Origin of the sequence: Paenibacillus sp. 102, from assembly GCF_039549175.1 — a bacterium.
GTDB lineage: Bacteria > Bacillota > Bacilli > Bacillales > Bacillaceae_G > Bacillus_A.
The window spans coordinates 387,681-409,145 of sequence record NZ_JBCGHT010000003.1 but is presented as its reverse complement, the minus strand read 5'-3'; the positions used below and the strand labels follow the sequence as shown (position 1 = coordinate 409,145).

At 33.7% G+C, this 21,465-nt stretch carries 25 protein-coding genes and 1 pseudogene; 4 read left to right on the top strand and 22 right to left on the bottom strand.

Annotated features, from left to right (window positions below):
- Nucleotides 1-12 precede the first annotated feature (12 nt).
- Nucleotides 13-228, top strand: a complete 216-nt coding sequence (locus AAIE21_RS11270) for a bacteriocin immunity protein (RefSeq protein ID WP_343266844.1) — start codon at nt 13-15, stop codon at nt 226-228.
- A 196-nt stretch (nt 229-424) separates the two neighbouring features.
- Here AAIE21_RS11270 and AAIE21_RS29590 read toward each other — a convergent pair.
- From AAIE21_RS29590 to AAIE21_RS11230, 9 genes and pseudogenes are all read right to left on the bottom strand, one after another.
- Nucleotides 425-599 (bottom strand): annotated as a pseudogene (locus tag AAIE21_RS29590) (N-acetylmuramoyl-L-alanine amidase); the annotation flags it as partial.
- A gap of 92 nt (nt 600-691) precedes the next feature.
- Entirely contained in the window at nt 692-1,279 is a 588-nt protein-coding gene (locus AAIE21_RS11265; RefSeq protein ID WP_343266843.1) for a hypothetical protein, read from the bottom strand.
- Nucleotides 1,280-1,688: 409 nt separating this feature from the next.
- Nucleotides 1,689-2,348: a TetR/AcrR family transcriptional regulator gene (locus AAIE21_RS11260; protein WP_343266842.1), complete on the bottom strand. Its 660-nt coding sequence runs from the start codon at nt 2,346-2,348 to the stop codon at nt 1,689-1,691.
- A gap of 24 nt (nt 2,349-2,372) precedes the next feature.
- A complete protein-coding gene (locus tag AAIE21_RS11255; protein ID WP_343266841.1) occupies nt 2,373-3,392 on the bottom strand; it encodes an ABC transporter permease in 1,020 nt (339 codons plus the stop codon).
- Nucleotides 3,389-4,114, bottom strand: coding sequence for an ABC transporter ATP-binding protein (locus AAIE21_RS11250; protein WP_343266840.1), 726 nt, complete (start codon nt 4,112-4,114; stop codon nt 3,389-3,391). The genes AAIE21_RS11255 and AAIE21_RS11250 overlap by 4 nt, the downstream gene beginning before the upstream one ends.
- A 199-nt stretch (nt 4,115-4,313) precedes the next feature.
- Entirely contained in the window at nt 4,314-4,565 is a 252-nt protein-coding gene (locus AAIE21_RS11245) for a hypothetical protein (RefSeq protein WP_343266839.1), read from the bottom strand.
- Between the two features lie 1,089 nt (nt 4,566-5,654).
- Nucleotides 5,655-6,038 (bottom strand): VOC family protein, encoded by a 384-nt coding sequence (locus AAIE21_RS11240; protein WP_343266838.1) that lies wholly within the window; start codon nt 6,036-6,038, stop codon nt 5,655-5,657.
- Between the two features lie 109 nt (nt 6,039-6,147).
- Entirely contained in the window at nt 6,148-6,426 is a 279-nt protein-coding gene (locus AAIE21_RS11235) for an ArsR/SmtB family transcription factor (protein WP_343266837.1), read from the bottom strand.
- 371 nt (nt 6,427-6,797) lie between these two features.
- Nucleotides 6,798-8,264 carry an aminoacyl-histidine dipeptidase gene (locus AAIE21_RS11230; RefSeq protein WP_343266836.1) on the bottom strand — a complete coding sequence of 489 codons (1,467 nt, stop codon included), beginning with the start codon at nt 8,262-8,264 and terminating at the stop codon, nt 6,798-6,800.
- Between the two features lie 189 nt (nt 8,265-8,453).
- Here AAIE21_RS11230 and AAIE21_RS11225 point away from each other — a divergent pair, with 189 nt between their 5' ends.
- Nucleotides 8,454-8,840, top strand: coding sequence for a GNAT family N-acetyltransferase (locus AAIE21_RS11225; RefSeq protein ID WP_343266835.1), 387 nt, complete (start codon nt 8,454-8,456; stop codon nt 8,838-8,840).
- 14 nt (nt 8,841-8,854) lie between these two features.
- Here AAIE21_RS11225 and spoIISB read toward each other — a convergent pair whose 3' ends face one another.
- The 6 genes from spoIISB to AAIE21_RS11195 all read right to left on the bottom strand — a co-directional run bounded on the left by spoIISB (nt 8,855) and on the right by AAIE21_RS11195 (nt 11,902).
- Nucleotides 8,855-9,031 carry a stage II sporulation protein SB gene (gene spoIISB, locus AAIE21_RS11220; protein WP_174099725.1) on the bottom strand — a complete coding sequence of 59 codons (177 nt, stop codon included), beginning with the start codon at nt 9,029-9,031 and terminating at the stop codon, nt 8,855-8,857.
- 70 nt (nt 9,032-9,101) lie between these two features.
- Nucleotides 9,102-9,230: a hypothetical protein gene (locus AAIE21_RS11215; RefSeq protein ID WP_033671175.1), complete on the bottom strand. Its 129-nt coding sequence runs from the start codon at nt 9,228-9,230 to the stop codon at nt 9,102-9,104.
- A gap of 122 nt (nt 9,231-9,352) precedes the next feature.
- Complete coding sequence (locus AAIE21_RS11210) at nt 9,353-10,093, bottom strand: type II toxin-antitoxin system SpoIISA family toxin (RefSeq protein WP_343266834.1); 741 nt, start codon at nt 10,091-10,093, stop codon at nt 9,353-9,355.
- A 195-nt stretch (nt 10,094-10,288) separates the two neighbouring features.
- Nucleotides 10,289-11,026: a 2,3-diphosphoglycerate-dependent phosphoglycerate mutase gene (gene gpmA / locus AAIE21_RS11205; protein WP_343266833.1), complete on the bottom strand. Its 738-nt coding sequence runs from the start codon at nt 11,024-11,026 to the stop codon at nt 10,289-10,291.
- Between the two features lie 175 nt (nt 11,027-11,201).
- A complete protein-coding gene (locus AAIE21_RS11200; protein WP_343266832.1) occupies nt 11,202-11,684 on the bottom strand; it encodes a MarR family winged helix-turn-helix transcriptional regulator in 483 nt (160 codons plus the stop codon).
- 11 nt (nt 11,685-11,695) lie between these two features.
- The gene (locus tag AAIE21_RS11195; protein WP_343266831.1) at nt 11,696-11,902 is read right to left on the bottom strand and encodes a hypothetical protein; all 207 of its coding nucleotides are present in this window, start codon (nt 11,900-11,902) and stop codon (nt 11,696-11,698) included.
- A gap of 303 nt (nt 11,903-12,205) precedes the next feature.
- Between AAIE21_RS11195 and AAIE21_RS11190 the strand changes: the two genes are divergently transcribed.
- The gene (locus tag AAIE21_RS11190) at nt 12,206-13,072 is read left to right on the top strand and encodes an exosporium protein D (RefSeq protein ID WP_343266830.1); all 867 of its coding nucleotides are present in this window, start codon (nt 12,206-12,208) and stop codon (nt 13,070-13,072) included.
- Nucleotides 13,073-13,395: 323 nt separating this feature from the next.
- Here AAIE21_RS11190 and AAIE21_RS11185 read toward each other — a convergent pair whose 3' ends face one another.
- The 7 genes from AAIE21_RS11185 to AAIE21_RS11155 all read right to left on the bottom strand — a co-directional run bounded on the left by AAIE21_RS11185 (nt 13,396) and on the right by AAIE21_RS11155 (nt 20,926).
- The gene (locus AAIE21_RS11185) at nt 13,396-13,806 is read right to left on the bottom strand and encodes a VOC family protein (protein ID WP_343266829.1); all 411 of its coding nucleotides are present in this window, start codon (nt 13,804-13,806) and stop codon (nt 13,396-13,398) included.
- A gap of 156 nt (nt 13,807-13,962) precedes the next feature.
- On the bottom strand, nt 13,963-14,730 hold the full coding sequence (locus AAIE21_RS11180; protein WP_343266828.1) for an ABC transporter ATP-binding protein: 768 nt from the start codon (nt 14,728-14,730) through the stop codon (nt 13,963-13,965).
- A gap of 12 nt (nt 14,731-14,742) precedes the next feature.
- A complete protein-coding gene (locus AAIE21_RS11175; RefSeq protein WP_343266827.1) occupies nt 14,743-17,082 on the bottom strand; it encodes an ABC transporter permease in 2,340 nt (779 codons plus the stop codon).
- Nucleotides 17,079-18,341 carry an MFS transporter gene (locus tag AAIE21_RS11170; protein ID WP_343266826.1) on the bottom strand — a complete coding sequence of 421 codons (1,263 nt, stop codon included), beginning with the start codon at nt 18,339-18,341 and terminating at the stop codon, nt 17,079-17,081. Before AAIE21_RS11170 ends, AAIE21_RS11175 begins: the two co-directional genes overlap by 4 nt.
- A 66-nt stretch (nt 18,342-18,407) precedes the next feature.
- Nucleotides 18,408-19,043: a TetR/AcrR family transcriptional regulator gene (locus AAIE21_RS11165; RefSeq protein ID WP_343266825.1), complete on the bottom strand. Its 636-nt coding sequence runs from the start codon at nt 19,041-19,043 to the stop codon at nt 18,408-18,410.
- Between the two features lie 237 nt (nt 19,044-19,280).
- Nucleotides 19,281-20,591, bottom strand: a complete 1,311-nt coding sequence (locus AAIE21_RS11160) for a DEAD/DEAH box helicase (RefSeq protein ID WP_343266824.1) — start codon at nt 20,589-20,591, stop codon at nt 19,281-19,283.
- Nucleotides 20,592-20,665: 74 nt separating this feature from the next.
- Entirely contained in the window at nt 20,666-20,926 is a 261-nt protein-coding gene (locus tag AAIE21_RS11155) for a hypothetical protein (RefSeq protein ID WP_343266823.1), read from the bottom strand.
- Nucleotides 20,927-21,126: 200 nt separating this feature from the next.
- Between AAIE21_RS11155 and AAIE21_RS11150 the strand changes: the two genes are divergently transcribed.
- Nucleotides 21,127-21,456 carry a YkvA family protein gene (locus AAIE21_RS11150; RefSeq protein ID WP_343266822.1) on the top strand — a complete coding sequence of 110 codons (330 nt, stop codon included), beginning with the start codon at nt 21,127-21,129 and terminating at the stop codon, nt 21,454-21,456.
- Nucleotides 21,457-21,465: the final 9 nt, after the last annotated feature.

The following is a 21,465-nucleotide window of genomic DNA, read 5'->3' as shown; positions in this document are numbered from 1 at the left end:
GGAGTGAAATATATGTTAAAAAAATTAACAAGAGAAGAACTGATAAATCTAGTGAGTAAAATTGTAGAATGTGAAGGAACTAAAGAAGAGATTGATGAAATGATAGAAGTTGTAGAAAGAAATGTTCCACATCCAGAAGTAAGTGATTTACTATATTGGAATGATGAAGATCTTACTCCAGAACAAATAGTAGATATAGCACTAGCATATAAACCAATACAGCTTTAAAATTTAATAATGTCTTACTCTTGTTGCATAAATAACAATAAAGTTAATGCTTTATTAGATAAAAATTAGAAGAGTTATACATTCAGTAAAAATGGTTTAAAACACTCTACTACCTTTCCCCTAAGTGGAAATTGTAATCAAAAATAAAATCCAAAATATAACAAAAAACCAATTCTTATGAACTGGCTTTTTTTATTCACCTCACATGTACATAAGCTTCGTTTGCAGTAACATAGTATGCCTTTACTGTTGTGTACTTTGTACTGTGGTGATCCATTAACAGTTACCTTTGTATCGATTGTAAATCCTAATCCTGCATCTAAAGTATCAACAACATCTTTACTCTGCCAAGATGGAGAATCATAGATTCGTCATCTACAAGCCAGAAGTTCTCCCTTCTATAACGAGGTAAACATACAAGAAAAACGGGTTCATTTTGCATCTACTACCATATAACGATTTTTTAAGAACAAATAGTAGTAGTAATATTTAGTGTCCAGCCTCCCATGATAGAACCATCAAACACAACAAAATCATCAAATACAAAAAGGTTCCATACACCATTTGGATCTATTCCATTGAAAACACTTAAAGCCGATCCATATGGTCGTGATGGTGCTGGCGAGGGAAAAGTATCTATAAGTATAGGATCAATCCCGAGATAATTAGTTGGTTGAAATGTACCAGAGACAATTTGACTGTTATCAGGAAGTAAAGATTGCGCAAAATCGTTAAAAGTTAATATAACGTTATTGACACCAAACCCATCTCCCGCATCTGCCATAAGAATAACGTTTTGTCCTTGTGGTCCTACAAGTAAAATATCAACATCATCAGGAAATGGATGAGTCAAACCGATTAATGTCACTGTAACTTGAGCAACCCCACCAGATAAACCTGTAACATTAATGCTAGATGGATATGGTGTTGCTAGACCTTCGGATGGTATAACAATTGGAGACAAATTACTAAATGTAGCTGTGGAAACGATGCAAGGAGTAGGATAAGAAACAGAACGAGGTCTGCAATTTTTTCTATTAAATGGGTACAAAAAATTCACCTCACTTATCTATATCTATACTATTATATTTAATGCAAAAATGAAGATTTTGCTTCTTATACTTGTCCCATTTATAGAGTACTTTAGATAATTTATTTACTTTTGATAATGAGGTGTTATATCAAACTCACATGTATATAATATTCATAATCCCTATGCGTGGACAAACACACAAGAAAAAAGCCGACTCATAAGAGCCGGTATTTTTTCTCGCTTTGTAACACTAATTATTCGTGAGCTTAAATAAAGGAAGAAACTCTAGCCATGCTGCGAAGAGTTTACTCTCATGTGTTACTCATGTGTTACCCAACATGCAAGAAGAAGCCGTTAAAACTTTCAGAAAAATTACCTTTGGATAGTCAATGTTTGCAAATACGAAAATAAAGACCAACAAACGTTATTATAGCAACGTTCGTGGCGTCAATCCGTATAATATAAATTGAATTGTATTTTCAATTTCCACTTCATCATCCCATTTTTCTTCAGGTAATAATAAAAATCGAGTTAAAATTAACCCCATTATAGCTGATAAAGTAAAGCGGATAACTGAAGGTGTTGGCATTTCAATAATTTGTCCTTGTTCCTGAAAATGTACAATTAATTTTTTAAAGCGAGAAAAAAGTTCTTTCTCTACTAATTGTTGTATTTCATTTTTTAATTCTGGTTGAAACGGTACTTCTTGTATTAAAATTTTTAACATCGGAAAATGTTTTCTAGCAAATTCAAATCGATTTCGAATTGCTTTTCTTAAGAATTCTTCATACGTTGCATACGTCTTCTCCAAGATTTCTTTTGCAAAAGCTTGTACAAAAAATGGTGCAGCAAACTTTGTTAAAGTTGGCATGACAACCGCCAATAGTAAATCTTTTTTCGTCTTGTAGTAGCGGAAGATTGTTCCTTCCGCTACACCGGCACGCTTTGCAATCTCACTTGTTGAAGTGGATGCATATCCTTTTTCTCCAAACATATCAACCGCCGCTTCTAATATACGCATCTGTCGTTCATTACGCTTATCTGTATCTGCACTAGCGATTAACTCTTCCAACCAATCTTTTTTCATTCATCATGCCCCTTTTTATAAAAATTATATTCTGCGATGTTTCCTCAAAGCATATACATTCCCTACTGCAAATAATAGCGCAAAAAGAAGTAACACACCAAGATCGCTTGCAATTTCATTAAATCCTTGATTACGAATCATCACTTGTCTCATCGCATCAGCACCATATGTGAGCGGGAATAACTTCCCGAGCATTTGTAGCCACTTATTCATTGATTCCATTGGAAACAATCCTGAAAAGAAAATTTGCGGCACAATGACAAGTGGGATAAATTGAATCATTTGAAACTCGTTATTGGCGTATGCCGATAAAAAAGTACCTAGTGTTAATGCTGTTAGTGAAAGCATACACGTAATCAGTAACGTAAGCCACGGTGATCCTGCTACATATAAATCAAGAATATAAACAGAGAAACTTACAATAATAACAGACTGTAAAAACGCAAAAATACCAAATCCAACTATATAACCAACAACAATTTCCCAGCGGCGCACTGGAGTAGATAGCAGTCTTTCCAATGTCCCACTTAAACGTTCTCGGACAAAAGAAACTCCTGATAAAATAAAGACAAAGAAGAATGTGAAAAAGCCAATTAATACCGGTCCGAGTCCATCAAACATCGTAAAATCTGCGGAACCATGTAAAAAATCAATTTCTGTTTTCAAACCAGGCATTTCATTTTTTTCTGTACCCTTTTGCAGTACTTGTAGTACGGCACGATTTTTTGAAGAATCGCTACCTTCCAGTAATACATTTACTTTTCCATTTTCTAAAGTTATAATGGCATCTATCTGTTGATTTTCCAACTTAGAACGTGCATCTTCTTTACCATATTCATAGATGGTAGCATCTTGTTTTTTCATTGATTCCACTATAGGTGCTGGAACATCTACTAATGCAATCTGAGGTATATAGTCCTTTTGTGTAAACACAAGTGATAATAACCAAAGAAGTAACATGGGAGCGCCAAACATCATTGCCAGTGATCGTTTATCTCGAAGAAACTGACGAATAATCCGAATAATTACACCGCTGACTCTCATGACTCAACCCCTCCTGCCAATAGAAAAACATCTTCAATTCGTCCCGATGAAGTTCGTTCTTTCAAGTCATTTGGGGTTCCTGTCGCAATTAACTTCCCATCTCTAATTAATCCAAGACGTTCACAAAATTCAGCTTCGTCCATAATATGTGTTGTCACAATAATCGTTGTTCCTTGTTCTTTGAGCTCATAAAATTTCTCCCAAATAGATTTGCGAAGAACTGGATCAATTCCAACAGTTGGTTCATCTAAAATCAATAATTTAGGCTCATGTAGAAGTGCGATAGCAAGTGATAAACGTTTCTTCATTCCACCGGAAAAATGCTGTACTTGTTTTTTAGCATGCTGTGATAATTGAACTAATGTAAGAATTTCTTCAATTCGCTCTTTCTTATGCTTGCCTTTCAATCCATACATCGTTGCGATAAAATCTGCATTTTCATAAGCTGATAACTCCTCATACAGCGCATCTGCCTGTGCCATATACCCTATTTGCCTCATACCATTTAAGTTAGGCATTTTCGTTCCTAAAACTATTACACTACCAATCGTTGCTTCACTAATACCAGCAATCATTTTAATAAGTGTCGTTTTCCCAGAACCCGAGGGACCTACTAAACCAAAAATCTCTTTGTCTGATACAGATAGTGAAATATTGTGTAATACTTCTTTTTTACCAAAACTTTTTGATACATCTTGCAAAATAACAGAAGGTTGTTGCAATAAAATCTCCTCCTCTTCGAAATGAGTGAGTACTCACTTTTATTGTACTCTTGGAGTATTATATGTCAAACTTTATTTATAAGTATTATTTTTTTCTTATTTCTAACAGCTAACTTCGGCATACAACAATGAAACAGAGTCGACGATAGAATAAATTTCTTATTGCCGACTCTGTTTCATTTTAAACATTATTTATAAGCTATGTTTCTAAATTTAAATACTTTCTAATCCTAGCAAGATCAAAAGAATACTCAATTACTAATTGTTGTATAGGCAAAATGATTTTTTCAGGATACAAATGCGCGTATTTCAATGTTTCTGTATACTTTTCTAACCTTATTTCTAAGTACTTTACAATTTGTTCAGGGTGATTTACCAATAAACACTGACTATAATAATGAATTTGTTCTTCAATTGCTGTGTATTCCTCAATTTCAAATTCTTTATGCATGTGTACACTCCTTTATAAAAAGTTTTTTATATGCACAAACCATAAACATTCTAATTCAATTAAAAACTGATAAAAACTGAGTATTTTAATTATTTACACTATATCAAAGGAAGGACGTCAAAATTTGTTATTTTATGTAGTGTAGAACAAATTTAACAAAATTGTAATGGATACTTGTACTTAAAAACACCTATTTTTCATATAAAGTGAAACTTTAATCAGTGAAGGTTTTCTTCATCCCCCACTGATTATTAGCCCTCACGAATCGGGCTTTTACGGGTAGTTGATTCCCATCTATCTTTCCTGTTTCTTTCTGAATCTTGAAGTGGGGGGCTTACTGCCCGTTAATGCGGGATAAATAGTTCCTTTTACTAATATATTTTGGTTTTTATTTTCTATCAAAATAGTTGCATTAGATAAATAAAAGAGTCGTGCAACTTAATTTAATTGCACGACTACTATTTTTAGTTTGTTAAAACTCCTTATAAAAGTTCTATTAAATATATTTTTAGCACTTCTTTTTAATTATGTTATTTACATTTCATCCAATGTTTTATTTTGTATTTTTTTATTTTTCTTTTTAATACGGTACATGAAATTTCTTGTATTTCCTTCCTCCTTAACTAAAATTGCAGATACCAACTGCATTGTCGCTCTGTAAGTTTTTTTATTTTATCTATACCGCAGCAACATTTGTTGCTGCGGTATAGATAAAATAAAGTTTGATCAAATTGATACTACTAACCTTGATAAACGATCATAGAAAAGAGCATGTTTTGAAAAAAAGATTGATCAAAACACGCTCTTAATATTTTCAGTTGGTTCATTCTTTTATAAAAAGTTTGATTATTTTGATGTTCCTTGTTCAACTAACGGGGTCGTAAGTTGAAGTGAACATATTCACAATGTTACATTTCCATTGTGGAATGATAACAACCTCATTTAATTTTAGACCTTATAAACATATAACCCCATCCTAAAAGTAGGACAGGGTTAACATAAGTATTTTTATTTTTTGATAAAAAACACTTCACCTAACTTAAAACTTGCCAATAAATTCGTTTAGTACTAGGTTACTTCGTCATGAAGTTACTTCTGCACTATCTGAATAAGGTTGCCGCATGTATCGTCGAAGACAGCTATTGTGACTTCGCCCATTTTTGTCGGCTCTATAGTAAACTTCACGCCTTTTTCCAATAATCGTTTGTACTCTTTATAAATATCTGCAACGCCAAACATTGTTGCTGGGATGCCCTCAGCAACTATCTTCTTTTGATACTCTTTGGCGGCAGGATGTTCATTCGGTTCGAGTAAAAGCTCAGTACCGCCCTGATCATCGGGAGAAACAAGCGTTATCCACCTAAATTTTCCGACGGGAACGTCCTCCTTTTTTACAAACCCTAGCTTTTCTGAATAAAACTCCAGTGCCTTGTCTTGATTTTGTACGAATAGACTGGTAACAATAATTTTCATATTGTTTTGCCTCCCTTTTTATTTATGACGCATGGTGCTGTGCTAACATCTAGTTGCACGCAAAACAACCCACACATTCGTCAGAAAGTCCTGTTACGATATTATAAAATTACTCTATCCACCCTTCCAGTAAGTTTTTAAGTGGTTCGTTGTTAAACATAAGTACTCGATATTTTCCCTTTCGCATTGATTTTACGAGCCCTGCATCTTCCAATGTAGTAAGATGTTTAGCAATCGCCTGTCGCGAAATGGAAAGGTCGTGCTTCATAATAAGACGTGCCGTAAGTTCATACAACGTCAGCTCGTTGCGTTCGGATAGTTCATCTAATATAAGCCGCCGAGTCGAGTCGCCAAGTGCTTTGAATATAGCGTCTTTGTCCCAATTCATATATCAAGTATAAGCAACTATATAGTTGCTGTCAATGATAAGCAACTGTATAGTTGCATGAAAAAGGAACGGTATTATGCAATCTTAACAAGTTAAAGTCACGTAATTGTAATTTTTAACCATTACAGAAATATAAACTGAATTTCAACAAAAAAGTGCATCAATCCTCAATGGGGATCAAGTTAAAGTTATAAGCATCTTGTATGTCTTTTATTTTTAACACGTTCTTATTCAACTATCCTACTTCTATAGTTAAAGAAAAAAACTTTATTATAAATTATCAATCTTTATTTTCAATAATCGAACTTTTTTATAAAGCTACAACAAAAAACTGCCTAAGGTTCCTCTTAGGCAGTTCCGCTCATTCTTATTTACGCTAATGATTTCGTTTCTTTCATTACATCAACAAAGAATCCCCAATTATTTATAACTGATGAAATACTAATATGCTCATCTGGTGTATGCACGTTGAAAATATCTGGCCCAAATGAGATCGCATCTAATTCAGGCATTTTTTGAACGAATACGCTACATTCAATACCGGCGTGTACCGCAAAAATTTCAACATCTTTGTTATATTTTTCTTTATGCACGTTTTCAAATAAATCACGAATTGGTGAATTTGGATTATACGGCCATTCTGGATACTCTGATTCCTTTTCAAACTTTGCACCAACCAATTCTGCAATATACTTAATCTCATTTGTAATGTGCTGTTTTAAACTACTCACAGAACTTCTTACTTCATTTCGTAATTTAATTTCATTATGTAATGTTTCAATAACTCCTAAGTTTGTTGAACTTTCTACAAGTCCTTTAATATCCATACTCATGCTTTGAATACCGTTTGGAATTAGGAATAAAGAAGAAATCAGCTGACTTTGTGTCGTTTTAGCAAATACTTTTTCTACTGTTTCTTCTAATTTTGTTAGAGAAACATGGACATCAGGATCTACAGCACGTAGCTCCTCTTGGAAAATACGTGTCCATTCTATTACTTTCTCTTCTACCTTTTGTACGTCATTTACAGATAATAAAATTGTTGCAACACTTTCACGTGGAATTGCATTTGTTTTTAATCCACCATGAATGTCACTTATGTTAAATGAAATTTCATTTGATAAATCATGAAGAACGCGTCCTAACACTTTATTGGCATTCCCTCGTTGTTTATCAATTTCCATACCGGAATGACCGCCTTTTAGTCCTCCAACATATAAACGGTATGCTTCTAATTCAGCAGGTGCTTCTTCCCAAATAACAGAAATTGTTTCAACTGCTTTCGCTCCGCCTGCACTGCTCACTAATAATTTATGATCTTCTTCAGAATCGATATTAATAAATATTTTCCCATCAAAGTGCTTTGCATCAACAGCAAAGGCTCCACCCATCGTCGTTTCTTCTTCTGTTGTAATCACAACCTCAAGAGATGGATGCGGAATATCTGTTGAATCTAATAGTGCTAATGCATATGCAACTGCAATACCATTATCAGCACCTAAAGTCGTTTGATTTGCATACAGCATGTCCCCAACGATTCGTAACTCAATCGGATCCTTTTCAAAATCATGAACAGTTGCTTGGTTCTTTTCGCAAACCATATCCATATGACCTTGGATAATAATTGCTGGGACATTTTCATAGCCGTCAGTTGCTGACTTTTTAATAATTACGTTTAAAGCTTCATCTTGTACAACTTCTAAATTACGATCTTTTGCAAATTCCACTAGGAAATCGCTAATTTCTTTTTCATTTCCAGATCCTCTTGGAATCTTTGAAATTTCTGCAAAATGATAAAATACAGGGTGCTTTATTAATTGTTCTAGATTAGAATACATTGTGAAGCTCCTCTCTTAAATAAATCTTTGAATTTTAAATCATTCTTTTCTTTATCATTATACCACGCTTCATCATTTTACTTTTTATTAAAGATGTAGATCTATCGCTCCTACTTATCAAAACTATTCTATACCAATTTCACAGAATATTGTTATAATTTGTATACTACATAAAAAAGGAGAATGCATATGTATTTTACAAACGATCTGCCTTGCCCTGAACACATTTTCGATTTATACGATTCCGTCGGTTGGAATGACTTTTTAAAACTTTCAAAAGAGCAATTGTATCATGCTCTCGCTCAAAGTACTTTTGTCATAAGTGCTTATGATAACAATCAATTAATTGCGACAGGACGTATCATTTCAGATGGGATAATTCATGCTTACCTATGTGGATTGGTCGTCCATCCAGCCTATCAAAATCAAGGTATTGGAAAAGACATAGTTCAAAAATTAATAATGAAATGTCAAAAACAGAATCTACATTTACAATTAATTTGCACAGAAGAAAATATTTCCTATTATAAGAAGCTAGATTTTGAGGAATTCGGAGCAGGAATGAAGAAGAAATAAAAAAAGAAAATGCTTTATACATTTTCTTTTAATTTTTTCCCTTGCATATATTTTGATGCATCATGATTCATGAGCTTTTCTAGTCGATTAATATTTTCTGTTAATGCACCTTTCACAAGAGAGAAATCTGTATTCGATGCTTCTTTTTTTTCTTTAAAAAAAGCAAGTTTTTGTTGTTTCATTTCTTGCATTTTTTCCTCCCCCTTTATAAAAAAGATACAATCTTTCTCTCTTCATTATATCTCAAATATAAACTAGACGTTATCCTTTTCTTTTTAATTCTTCTTCTAACTCTTCTACTTGTTGCATTGTATCTCCTTTTATTAAAGAGAAATCTGTTGTATCCTCTGTTTCTTCTTTGAAAAATTCATTGCTATATTCTTTTTCCACTACAATCACCTCTACCTGCTAGTGTTGGGATGATTGTCCAAATTTATTCAATTATGTTTCATTTTCACGAGCTTTGTCCATATTTATGTATGAAAGAAAGGACAGAAACTTTTGCTTCTGTCCTATTTACTAAAATAACTATGCTGAATCGTTAAATTATATACATTTTCAAAATCTCGATCTTGAAGATTGTTCTTTTGACCATCAATAACAATACAAACATCTTTTACTATTTTCGCTGGTATGATACCGACATTTTCTACTTGAACAGCCTTTTGCTCATTTAATTGCGCTATATGTTCTAAAGGTATTGTGATACTAAATTGAGAGCGGATGCCACGAAAATTTGTATTTAATTCATCCGCTGTCACAAAGACAACAATTTTCGCTCCAATTTTTTCAGCATACGTATCAAGAAATACATTTAAACTTTGTGCATACTCAGCCTCTGCCCTCCACTCCATTGTACCAAATGCTGCGGGATTTACATTTTGAATGATTGTCGTATAAATCTCTCCTCGTGCTTTTGAAGCGATTAATGATCGTTTAATGGATTGAACAGTCTTTCCGATATCACTAAATTTCGCACCCCATATCTCCGAAATATTTGGGGTTAAAATAAAGGCAATATCGACAAATATGACCATCGCAACGAACATTAAAATGTTTTTCCAGAGGGTTAAATCAATTCCTTTCACCATGAAATAAATTGTGACTGATGTAATAAACACACCATACCATGTTTTTCGAATAAGCTGCTTTTTTTCTTCGTACAACTCTTCATTTTTCCAATAAAAGAAAATAAGAAATAAAAAAACTAGTACTAGAAAAAACAAACCAATTCGAATGTTAGAGACTGTCAATCACATCACCCTCCATTCAAAAACTTCTAACGATATCATTACATGCTCAATTTTCTCTCATTATGACAAAAGACATGGACAACCTTCTAAAGTAAGCAGCGCCGCATATACTAAAAAGGAAGCCACGTCTTTTATAATGAATCTACATTGTATATGTAGACAAGCCTGCATTTCAAATTTTCAAAAATATTTTTTTTACAAAGATATATGTTTTGGAATTACACCTTTAGGTACTTCCCCATCTATACTTAAATAATAATGACGAATAGGTTGTAAATTTTCATCTAATTCATAAACAAGAGGAATACTCGTTGGAATATTTAATGACACTACCCCATCGTTCGATAAATTATCTAAATATTTTACAAGCGAACGAATTGTATTCCCATGCGATGAAATGATTACTTTTTGACCAGATTGTAACGTTGGTGCGATTTCCTTATGCCAAAAGTCCAACACTCTTTTTTCTGTATCTTCTAGACATTCCGTAAGGGGAAATTCCCCTTTTTTAAGCAGCTTATATCTTTGGTCAGCAATTTCATACCTTGGATCATCTTCAGTAAGAGCTGGCGGTCTCACATCCGTACTTCGTCTCCAAATATGAACTTGCTCATCTCCGTATTTTTTTGCTGTCTCACCTTTATTTAAGCCTTGCAACGCTCCATAATGTCTCTCATTTAACTTCCATGATTTATGTACGGGAACCCAAGCCAAATCCATTTCATGCAGAATAATCCAAAGTGTTCGAATTGCCCGTTTTAAAACAGAACTATACGCAACATCAAATGTATATCCATTGTTTTTTAATATCGCACCTGCTTCTCGTGCTTCGTTTAATCCATTTTCCGATAAATCTACATCTGTCCATCCTGTAAATCTGTTTTCAAGATTCCATAAACTTTGTCCGTGACGAATAAGTACAAGTTTTATCATCATAATTCCCCTTTCGGAAATAACAATTTAAATTTTACAATGCGTACACGTCATAAAGTATCTGGTAATGTTTATTTTTTATCCATGTATTCTATGATTCCCTCATAGTTGCCAAAATACATAGATAAAACCCATTCTTTTTCAAACTCTAAAAACAGAGGAATGAATCATTTCCTTATTTTTGATCAACGGGTTCTTCACGCTTGGATAGCCATGCATCAAAGCCCAAACGACTATTTGCTAGTTCTGTCATCACTTGATGCCAATTTTCTTCACATGTTTCACCAAATTTTGAAAAAATACTTCCCATTTGTTTTCTTTGTACGTCGCTTAGTTTTCTCTCAAGCTCTGCTCCTTCTTTCGTGAGGACAAGCTGTTTCACACGACGATCATGTTCTGCTTCATTACTTTCGATAAGCCCCTTTTGAAGAAGTTGACGAAGTGGTCCATGAAGAGCTTGTTTACTTATTTCTAACAAAGATAACAATTCATTTATACTAAGCCCTGGAAAACGAGCAATAAAAAATAAAATTCGGTGATGCACGCGCTGTATACCATATTCTTTTATAATCTCATCTGGTTTCTCTGTAAATGTTTTGTATGCAAAATAAAACAATGCAAGCGCCTGATTCATTTGTTCTTCTTTATGTTGTGTCATCTACTTTCCCCCTATATGTAAATTATACCACAATTTATCTCGGGAATATTAGATCGTCTATTCAACTTAAAAAGGCAATCATTTGCTGCTCTTTGTTTAAATTTATCAATCAACCAATCTTTATCCTCTACATGTTCTTCGCACAAATCTTCCGCGCGCTCTAAAATTATTTCTACACGTTTTAATTCGCTTTCGGAAATCACTGGTACAAAATTCATAATCTCCACTTTGTTATATCCATAGCACCTACAAATCCGCCCTTCTATTTCTCTTATCCATTCGATACCGTTGTACGTTTGAAAGATGTTCACATGGTCATTTCCCTACTCCCAATGACCGCCTTCATTACGAATAAACATATAAGCAACCCAATAATCGTATTTCGTTGTTTTCTTCATTTATCCATTCCCCTTTTCTACAAAATGAAATTTTTATACAGAAAAACTTTATACCATTTTGTCCAATCATACCTTTTGTCTTCCAGATAATATATATAGACAAAAATACAAGGAGAGGGACATATGGCTGATTATTTTTATAAAGATGGTAAAAAGTATTATAAAAATCAATCGTATTCTCACTATCAAAAAGATAACTGTTTTATCAAAACCCATACAATATCTGGTTCAAATAGTGCTTTAGTTTTTATCGTACCAGCTAACACTTCAAGAACGGCTTTTGAAGATTTTACCAATAACCATAATAAAACATTGCTTGATTTTGGCGTTCCTGGTGGTTCTCAACCAATTGAAGTAACCATTCGAACAAGAAGATCTCGTATACCAATTACCGTTACAATATCCGCAAGTGAAAACAGGATATTTCAAGTAGAAGATTTTCAAAGCCTCACTCTCACAAATAATACCAATATCGATAGCGCCATTGGTATATTTATTCAAAAAACATTTTGTATCTGCTGCAATAATCAAAATGATAATCGTAAAAAGTATTATAAAGAACAATCGTATTCTCACTATCAAAAAGATAACTGTTTTATAGAAACTCATACCATAGCTGGTTCAGATACCACCCCAACTGAAAATGTACCTTTAAATATTTTCGTACCCCCAGGCGCTTCAAGAAGAGTTTTTGAAGACTGTACTAATAACCACAATAAAACATTACTTCAAGTATCTGTTCCCGATGATGCTCTTGCCATTGAAGTAATTATTCGAACAAGAAGATCTCCCATACCAATTATCGCCACACTTATCACAAATGAAACAAGGATATTTCAAGTAGAAGATTTCCAAAGCCTTACTCTCACAAATAATACTGAATTCAATGCTTTTATTGATATATTGATTCAAAAAACATTTTGCATCTGCTGCAATGATAAGAATGATTCGTGCGATGAACATTACCGTGATTACGAATGTGATTGTTAGATTAACTCACCAAAAGGACCCCTTATAAAGGGTTCTTTTGCTTTCATCCCATTATCATCTAATCATTCACATTTATTCACCATTTCCTCATTTCTTAACAAAATTCAAATTTTATACTACTTCATATCCATTCGTTTCTTGCTGTCTTCTTTACTAAATTTTTTCGAGCACCGCTTCATCAATCGAAATTGTAATGGATCAAGGAGATTAACCAAAATTACTAGTAGAACTTGCAAATCGATTTGCGAAACATAATTCTTAACAAATAAAAAACGCATTTCTCATTATATCAAGGATACGTTTTTTTATTTACAAAAGAAGATCTACTCTGCAGAAAGAGTCAACTGCCAAGAAACACCATACTTATCATTCAGCCAACCGAATTTCTTGCTAAACGGATAAGCTGCAAGTGGCATTAAAACTTCCCCTCCTTGCGATAGCTTATTAAAGACTTCATTAATTTCCTCTTCTGTATCACAATTTACATAAAGCGACATCGAAGGAGTGAATGTAAAGTCATGCTTCACATTACTATCGATACACATAAATTGTTGCCCATTTAATGTGAATGCAGCATGCATGACAGTTCCTTCTTTGCCTGGTCCATTTGCATCATAACGAGAAATAGCTATAATTTCTGACCGCTCAAATAAGGAAGTATATAAATTCATTGCTTCCTCGGCATTACCGTCAAACATTAAAAAAGTAGTAATTTTTTGTTTTGAATTCTTCAATTAGAAGTATCCTCCTTTTATATAGATACATATGAAATTGCTCGCCAGAAAAACGAACATACATTCTTATAATTGTATTCTCTTTGAAAAGTATAGAATTGTCGACTAATTTAATTCCCTCTTTTTGTTCAAATACATATCTTCACATTTTTATTATTAAAACCCCATGTGTCCAAGCCAGGTTAGCAACTTTTCTTCACGTATTTTGATGTCAGTTTTTTCTTTTTTATACTTGCCAAGATACTTTTCAGCAGCGATACTCCCATCCATCATAAATAGTACTCGTTCCGTCTTAGCAGCCACCTTAGCGTCATGGGTTACTAACATAATCGTAGTTCCAGAACGGTTAATGTCAGCTAAAATATCCATTATCTCATGAGTCGTCTTTGAATTTAAAGCACCAGTTGGCTCATCACCAAAAACAATATCTGGATTGTTGATTAGTGCACGACAAATAGATACCCTTTGTAGCTGTCCCCCTGATACCTGTGTGATATCATGATTTGATAACTCTGATATTCCTGTCTTTCTCATCAATTCACTGGCCCGTTTATTTATCTTTTTTCGACTTTCATTTTTTGCTAGATAGGCAGATAAAATGATGTTATCAAAAATATTTAGATTTTTAAGGAGGTTACTTTGCTGAAAAATAACCCCCATTGTATGAAGACGCAGTTTTGATAATTCTTCTTCCGATGAATTAGAAATTTCTCTATTATTAAATAAAACACTTCCTGAAGTTATTTTGTCCATACCGCTAATCGTATAAAGCAATGTTGATTTTCCAGAGCCAGATGGCCCCATAACAGATATAAATTCCCCCTCTTTGATTTCTAGATTAATATCTTTAAGTACATGTTGTTTATCCGTTTTTCCTAATGAATACACTTTATTTAAATGACTCACTTGTAAAATGCTTTTCATTCCATTCACCTCTCAGTCTCCAATTCTTTTTAAATCGCCTGTATTTTTCATTGTCATACTACTTATAAATGTGGTCATCGTTACAGCTATCACAAGCGATAACGGATAGAAAATATAAGAAATGGCAGGATTAATAACAAACTGGATATTTGAGGCACCCATGAACGAACCAAATCCACTAACAAGTTTTTCCCCAAGCGTACCCGCCAAAAATGTTCCTAATACTATACCAATTAGTGAAATCAAAATCGCTCTAGTAATATATTGCACCTGAATATTTCGGTAAGAAAAACCAAGACTTTTCATAATAATGATTTGTGAAGAATCTTTTGTAATCAGCATCTTAAAAAACATGGCTGTAATCAAGACGGCGATAGCTATGGCTACTACAATCGCTAATCCTGTAACTAGTTTCAACTGATCGATGGTTCCTCCCAATGTCTGTGACAAATACTCTTCCATATCCGTCACTTTCGCAGGATAAAAAGCCTGTTTGTATTCTTCCATCTTATCTTTTTTATCAACGTCAGATTTCATATCCAAATTCAAAATATGCCATAAAATACGATCAGAATCGTAAGGTACAAGTGCCTTAGCTGTTTTACCACCATTCGTTACATCCTGATATATACCGCATACAGTTAATTCCGTCTTCTTTCCATTTACAATGAGTATCAATACATCTCCAACATTCTTTTTTAGTTCATTCGCATTCATCTGAGAAAGTGCAATTTCATTTTCATCTTGCGGTGCTGACCCTTTTAAATACTTCAAAGGAAATACCGTAAAATTGCCAGTTTCAACATTCATATTTTCGTAAACTCCATCATGATTCATTACCTTAAACGTGCTGGTTACAAATGCGGCATATTTTTCTACATCGTTATCTCTTTCAATGGAGGAAATCACTTCGCTAAACCATTGCCCTATTTGCCCAGATTGTTGTAAATCTATCCTAATATCGCTCTTTCCTGCTCCCATATACGTGATAAATTTAGGAGATTGGACTGTCTGCAGAAAATTTATCGGAACAATAATGATAAAAGTGGAAATCATAAAAACTAAACATAATAATCCATATATCTTAAACCTTTCAAATACGTCTTTCATACCAAGGTATAAATTCACATAAGGGAATCGACTTTTGTATAGTGCAAACGCTCTTCTATTGCGTACACGATTTGGTGAATACCTTGCGTGTATAGCCTCTATGGAGGTCACATATCTAAACTTCCGTAAAATTAGCTGACAGAATAAAACAACAATTATAAACATCAATATCGTACTCATGAACGGTAAAACAAAATATAAAATATTTTTTTCAGTAGAACCCATATATAACGCGATGTTAGTTAGAAATATCTCACTAGCAAATAATGAAAGGATATATCCAAAAATACTAGCCATTGCCGTCATAACAATATATTTTATCAAGTATAGCTTTTGAATATCCTTACTAGAAATACCAATTGCTTTCATGACACCAATTTCACGGTAATCTTCTTCCATTGTGGTAATCAAAGTAAATCTAATGCAAAGGATGGCTATAGTAATCAGCAAAAAGCTTATAAAAATAATAACAATAGCTAAGATGCCGTCACTCAAAGCGTTTAATGTCTTATAGAGGGAATAAGTAATTGCGGTTCCTTGTTGGGGTAATTGAGATGATTGATACATATTTTGAAATTCATTAACTCTATCTAAATCCTTTAATTGAAACTCTATAAGATACTCTCTTTCTCCAAAATTGCTCTTTAATTTCTTCCAATCAGCATCATGAATGACAAATCGTTTTGAGCTAACAATAGAAGGATTCATCTGAACATCTCGGACAAATGCAACTATCTTAAATTCCATTTCAAAATCACCGTTTGCTATCCAAATCTTATCTCCAATCTTTAAATTATTGTGTTGCATATAGTAGATTGGCACACCCACTTCACCTTGCTCAACTTCAATCACTCGATTTTCTAAGTTTAGTAAATAATCAAAAGAGGGATTTTGCTTTACAAAACTAATATCCATCACACTATCATTTTCAGCATATTGTCTATCATAAAGAAAAATATTAGAACCATTAATACGAATCATTTCAACCGTTTGCTGCTTTTTAACAAGGTTATTGTTCAAAACAAAATGATCAATAGATCTTTGATCCAATTCTCCAGTATGCATTTGTACAAAGTGAGGTGCATGAGAGTTTTTAAAGAGCTTATCCATTGAACTAAATAAATTTATGATAATCGTAGCAGCACTGGAAATTAATAGAGCTGATAACATCATAAAAGTAAACAAAGTTATAGTTATAACCTTATTTCGTAAAAAATCCCTTTTGAGCATTCTTCCAATCATATCACACTACTCTCTCCTTCATTTTTTAATATTCTCTTTGCTACGATTGCTATTATTATCATTATGAGACTTACAAATAATATAGGTACGTAAACTTTTACACTAAAGATTTCAAACATGAATCCATATATAACCTGCCCTATCGGTGCCATACATTGTGCAACCGCTGTAATAATGGCCATAACTTTTCCTAAATTTTCATTAAGCGTTTTCTTTTGCACAACTGTAATGACAAAGATAGAGATAATCGTCATTACCATTGCAATCAGAATTGCACATACGATAAAGAGAATAAATGATGGGTAATATCCAAATCTAAGCACAAGAGGCATAATAGAGACAGCCATCGGGACAACTAAAAGAGCAATCATAAATAGCCACTGATATATTGTGTTCATTTTCATCTTTTTCGCAAAGAAGCCAATAGATAAAGCTCCTAAAATTGTGGCAAAATCTATCAGTCCCATCCCAATGCCATACAGTGTATCACTACTCTGCATCGTTACCCGTAAAATAATGGGACCTCCAACAACAAAAAGTGGTGTAAGAATTAAGTTAAGCAATGCTGCAAGGATCATCGATTTCAAAATATAAGGTGCTCTGACAACATAAGTAAATCCGTCTTTCATATCCTTTAGAATTGTCGGTACAATATGACCATCCTGCTCCCTTTTCACAAATGGAATTTGAATAAACATCTCTAATATAGCTGACAAGAAAAAGGCAATACAGCTTATTATGACAAGTATTTTTAAACCTATAACACTATACAGTACCCCGCCTAAAACAGGAGCCGCTACACTCGATAATGCTTGCACCCCATTCACAATACCATTTGCTTGTTCCAATTTCTTTTCCGCAACGAGCAGCGGAATACTTGCCATAACAACGGGAGAATACATCGAACTAAGAAACGCTAGCAAAACCATAACAACACCAATAAGTATTACAGAAACGTTTCCAATCGATAACGCAAAAATAAAACACAATATAACAGCACTACTTATTAAATCATAGATTACCATCAAATTACGCCTGTTAAATCTATCAGCAATAGCCCCGCCAAGAGGTGACAACAAAAGAGGTATGCTCGATATGGCATATAAGGTAGCAAAAACATCTGCACGTCCCGTTATATCCAGCACATAGAGTGATAAAGCAAAACGTAAAAGAGTAGCCCCTAAGATTGATACAATTTGCCCAATTACCATAAGTATAAAATCTTTAGGGAAAGATTTTATACTTGCATTGTTTTTCATTGTATACACACCTTTCAGCAGAATATTAGACCGACTGTCGGTCTAATAAATTTCAAAAAAATTATGCTAAGACTGTTTCATCAAAATGTCTAGCATATAATTAAAAGTTCCTTTTCGGGCTCCAAGAGTCGTTTCCATCATATTGATAAACGCTTTTGCTCTTTGCATTGCTTCATGAGGCTGCCATTGAAACAATCCTTCATCAAATATAACTTGTGCTGAAGCAATTAAAATTTCTATTGTTTCCCTTGGATACGCAGTCACAAAAATTTTCTCATCAATCCCTTGTTCAATTACCTCCGTTAAAACAGGCGCTAAATGTAAAATAGCTTGCACTAAACTTTTTTGATGCATTTCTGCATTATTTGGCTTGTGGAATTGCTCGATCATTTTTTCTTTATTCCCACCAGATTTTGGTGCTTGCACCATTAAAATTTGAAATAATTTATCAACTACTGGAATCTTTGGATTTGAAGCGATCTTTTTTGCTGCCGCTACATCAGCAGTTACAATCCTCATGATAATAGCATCCATTACTTCCTCCTTTGATTTAAAATAATAATAAAAAGTTCCTTTTGCGATACCGATTTCTCGTAAAATATCATTTATAGTTGTTTTCGTGTATCCTTTAGAAATAAATAGATTTTCTGCGATATCCAAAATTTCATTTCTTCGCTCCTCATATTCTTTTACAACCCTCATAAAGAAACTCCTTTCATCTAGACCGACTGTCGGTCTGTTATAAATATATGTGTCTCCTATAAAAAAGTTTCATTCTTAATGAAATAATTTATTTCACACCAGACACCGTTAATTCCTTTCCTAACGTATACAACGTCCTGATTACATTATCCTTCCGTGTTGAAGCACAACAATAAAAAAAGTCGTTTTCCTTTCTAGAAAGGAAAACGACTTTTCATTCTTAACACATACTCCGCATTATCGGCCTCTTCTTTGCTGACCTTGCTTTGTACTACTTTTCTTTTTACTTGGTTTATGAAATGATCGCTGTTTACCGTTTTGGGATCCTTCGCGATTATCTCTTTGACGATATTGACCTGTTTTCTTTGGTTTCTTTGTGTGTTCTTTTTTCTTTTGTTCATTTTTTGCAGTTGCTTGATGTACAGGTAATTCCAGTTCTTGTCTCTGCAATGTTGTACCAATACCTTTTTCAATCTCTTTTAAATGCATTTCATCTTTCGGCGCAACAAATGTGATGGCAAGTCCTGATCCACCCGCACGGCCAGTTCGGCCAATTCGGTGTATATAACTCTCTACATCTTCCGGAATATCATAGTTAAATACATGCGTTACACCTTCTACATCTAATCCACGAGCTGCTACATCTGTTGCGATTAAGTATTGAATTTTTGCATCTCGGAAACTCTTCATTACTCGTTCACGTTTCCCTTGTGATAAATCACCGTGAAGTTCATCGCAATTATAACCGTACCCTTTTAAATCATCATATAACTTACTTGCTCTCCGCTTTGTACGGCAAAAAATAACTGCTAAAAACGGTTGATCACGGTCCATCACATGGCGCAATGAATCTTGCTTTGCACGGTCTGTCGTTTCAATCACACGTTGCTTAATATTATTCACCGTTACTTCTTCGCTTTGAATTTGAATCACCTGAGGCTCTTTCATATAGCGCTTCGCAAGCTTTTTAATATCTTTTGGCATCGTCGCTGAAAACAGCATTGTTTGTTTACTCTCAGGTGTTTCTTCTAAAATGTCTTCTATATCATATAAAAATCCGAAATGAAGCATTTGATCCGCTTCATCTAACACAAGCATAGAAACATTTGATAATACAATCGTCTCACGGCGTAAATGGTCTAATAGACGTCCTGGTGTTGCTACAACAATATGTGTATTTCCTTTTAACTTTCTCATTTGCTGTGCTACATCTTGTCCACCATATATCGCAAGAACATTGATATCTTCTTTATGAACAAGCATCTTTTCAATTTCAGTTGTAATCTGCAGTGCTAATTCTCTAGTTGGCGCAACAATTAAAGCTTGTACATCGCTTGACTCAGGGTCAATTTTTTCTAAAATTGGCAAGACGAATGCAAGTGTCTTACCTGTACCAGTTTTTGCTTGTCCAATTATATCTTTTCCAGCCATAACAACAGGGATTGCTTGCTCTTGAATTGGCGTTGCTTCAGCAATCCCGTTCTCACGTAATGTATGATTAAATGTTTCACTAATTCCTAACTCTAAAAAATTTTTCAAACAGATCACTTCTTTTCCTTATTTTTCACATTAAGCTCTCATTGTACCATTTGTTACGCTAAATATAAAAAATAAGATAATTCTTATCTCCTTTTTTCATACTCACTATGAATGATTTGGATTAGTTCTTTCTGTTTCTCTTTTGATTTTGTTAGCAATTTCATATTAGCAGGCGTCAAAATAAACTTCTTGATTTTTCGATTATTCCAAATGAGCCCTGTATATCTTGTATCTTCATGTACATCTCGGAACCATTTTTGTTCACTTAGCTTCGCAATATGATATTTTAATTTCGCGTCAGTCCTCGGATAAAACAGAATAATATCTGCTATTACATCAAACACCCCCCTACATGTTTTCTCCTCCTATCCTCTTCTTCCTTTTTATTCTTATGAGAATGAACAACAAGAAAGAAACGATAAAAAGGGTTATTTTGTCGATTGTTTGTCTATCCTTTTAAAAAATCTATATTTTTACATGTTTTCACATAATGTTAAATATGCATTTACAATATGAGCGAAAAAATAAAATGAGGAGTGATTGTATGGAGAAGCAGAAACTATGGAAAAAACTAAAAAAAGGTGCAATCCAATTAGGTAAGTCCGGTGTGTATGAGAGCTTCATTTTATATTACACCTTAAAAAAGAACGGGTTGCCTGCTAAAGCCAAGATAATTATATTAGCTGCGCTGTCCTATTATGTATGGTCAATCGATTTCATTCCAGACTTAGCAGCTATTATCGGAATTGGCCTGTTAGATGACGTTATCGCAATCGCCTGGGCACATAGATATATCAAGGTACATACAGATGCAGAAATTCGAGAAAAGGGGAAAATAAAGATGGAATCCTTATTTGGCTCGGCACATGTATAATACATGAAA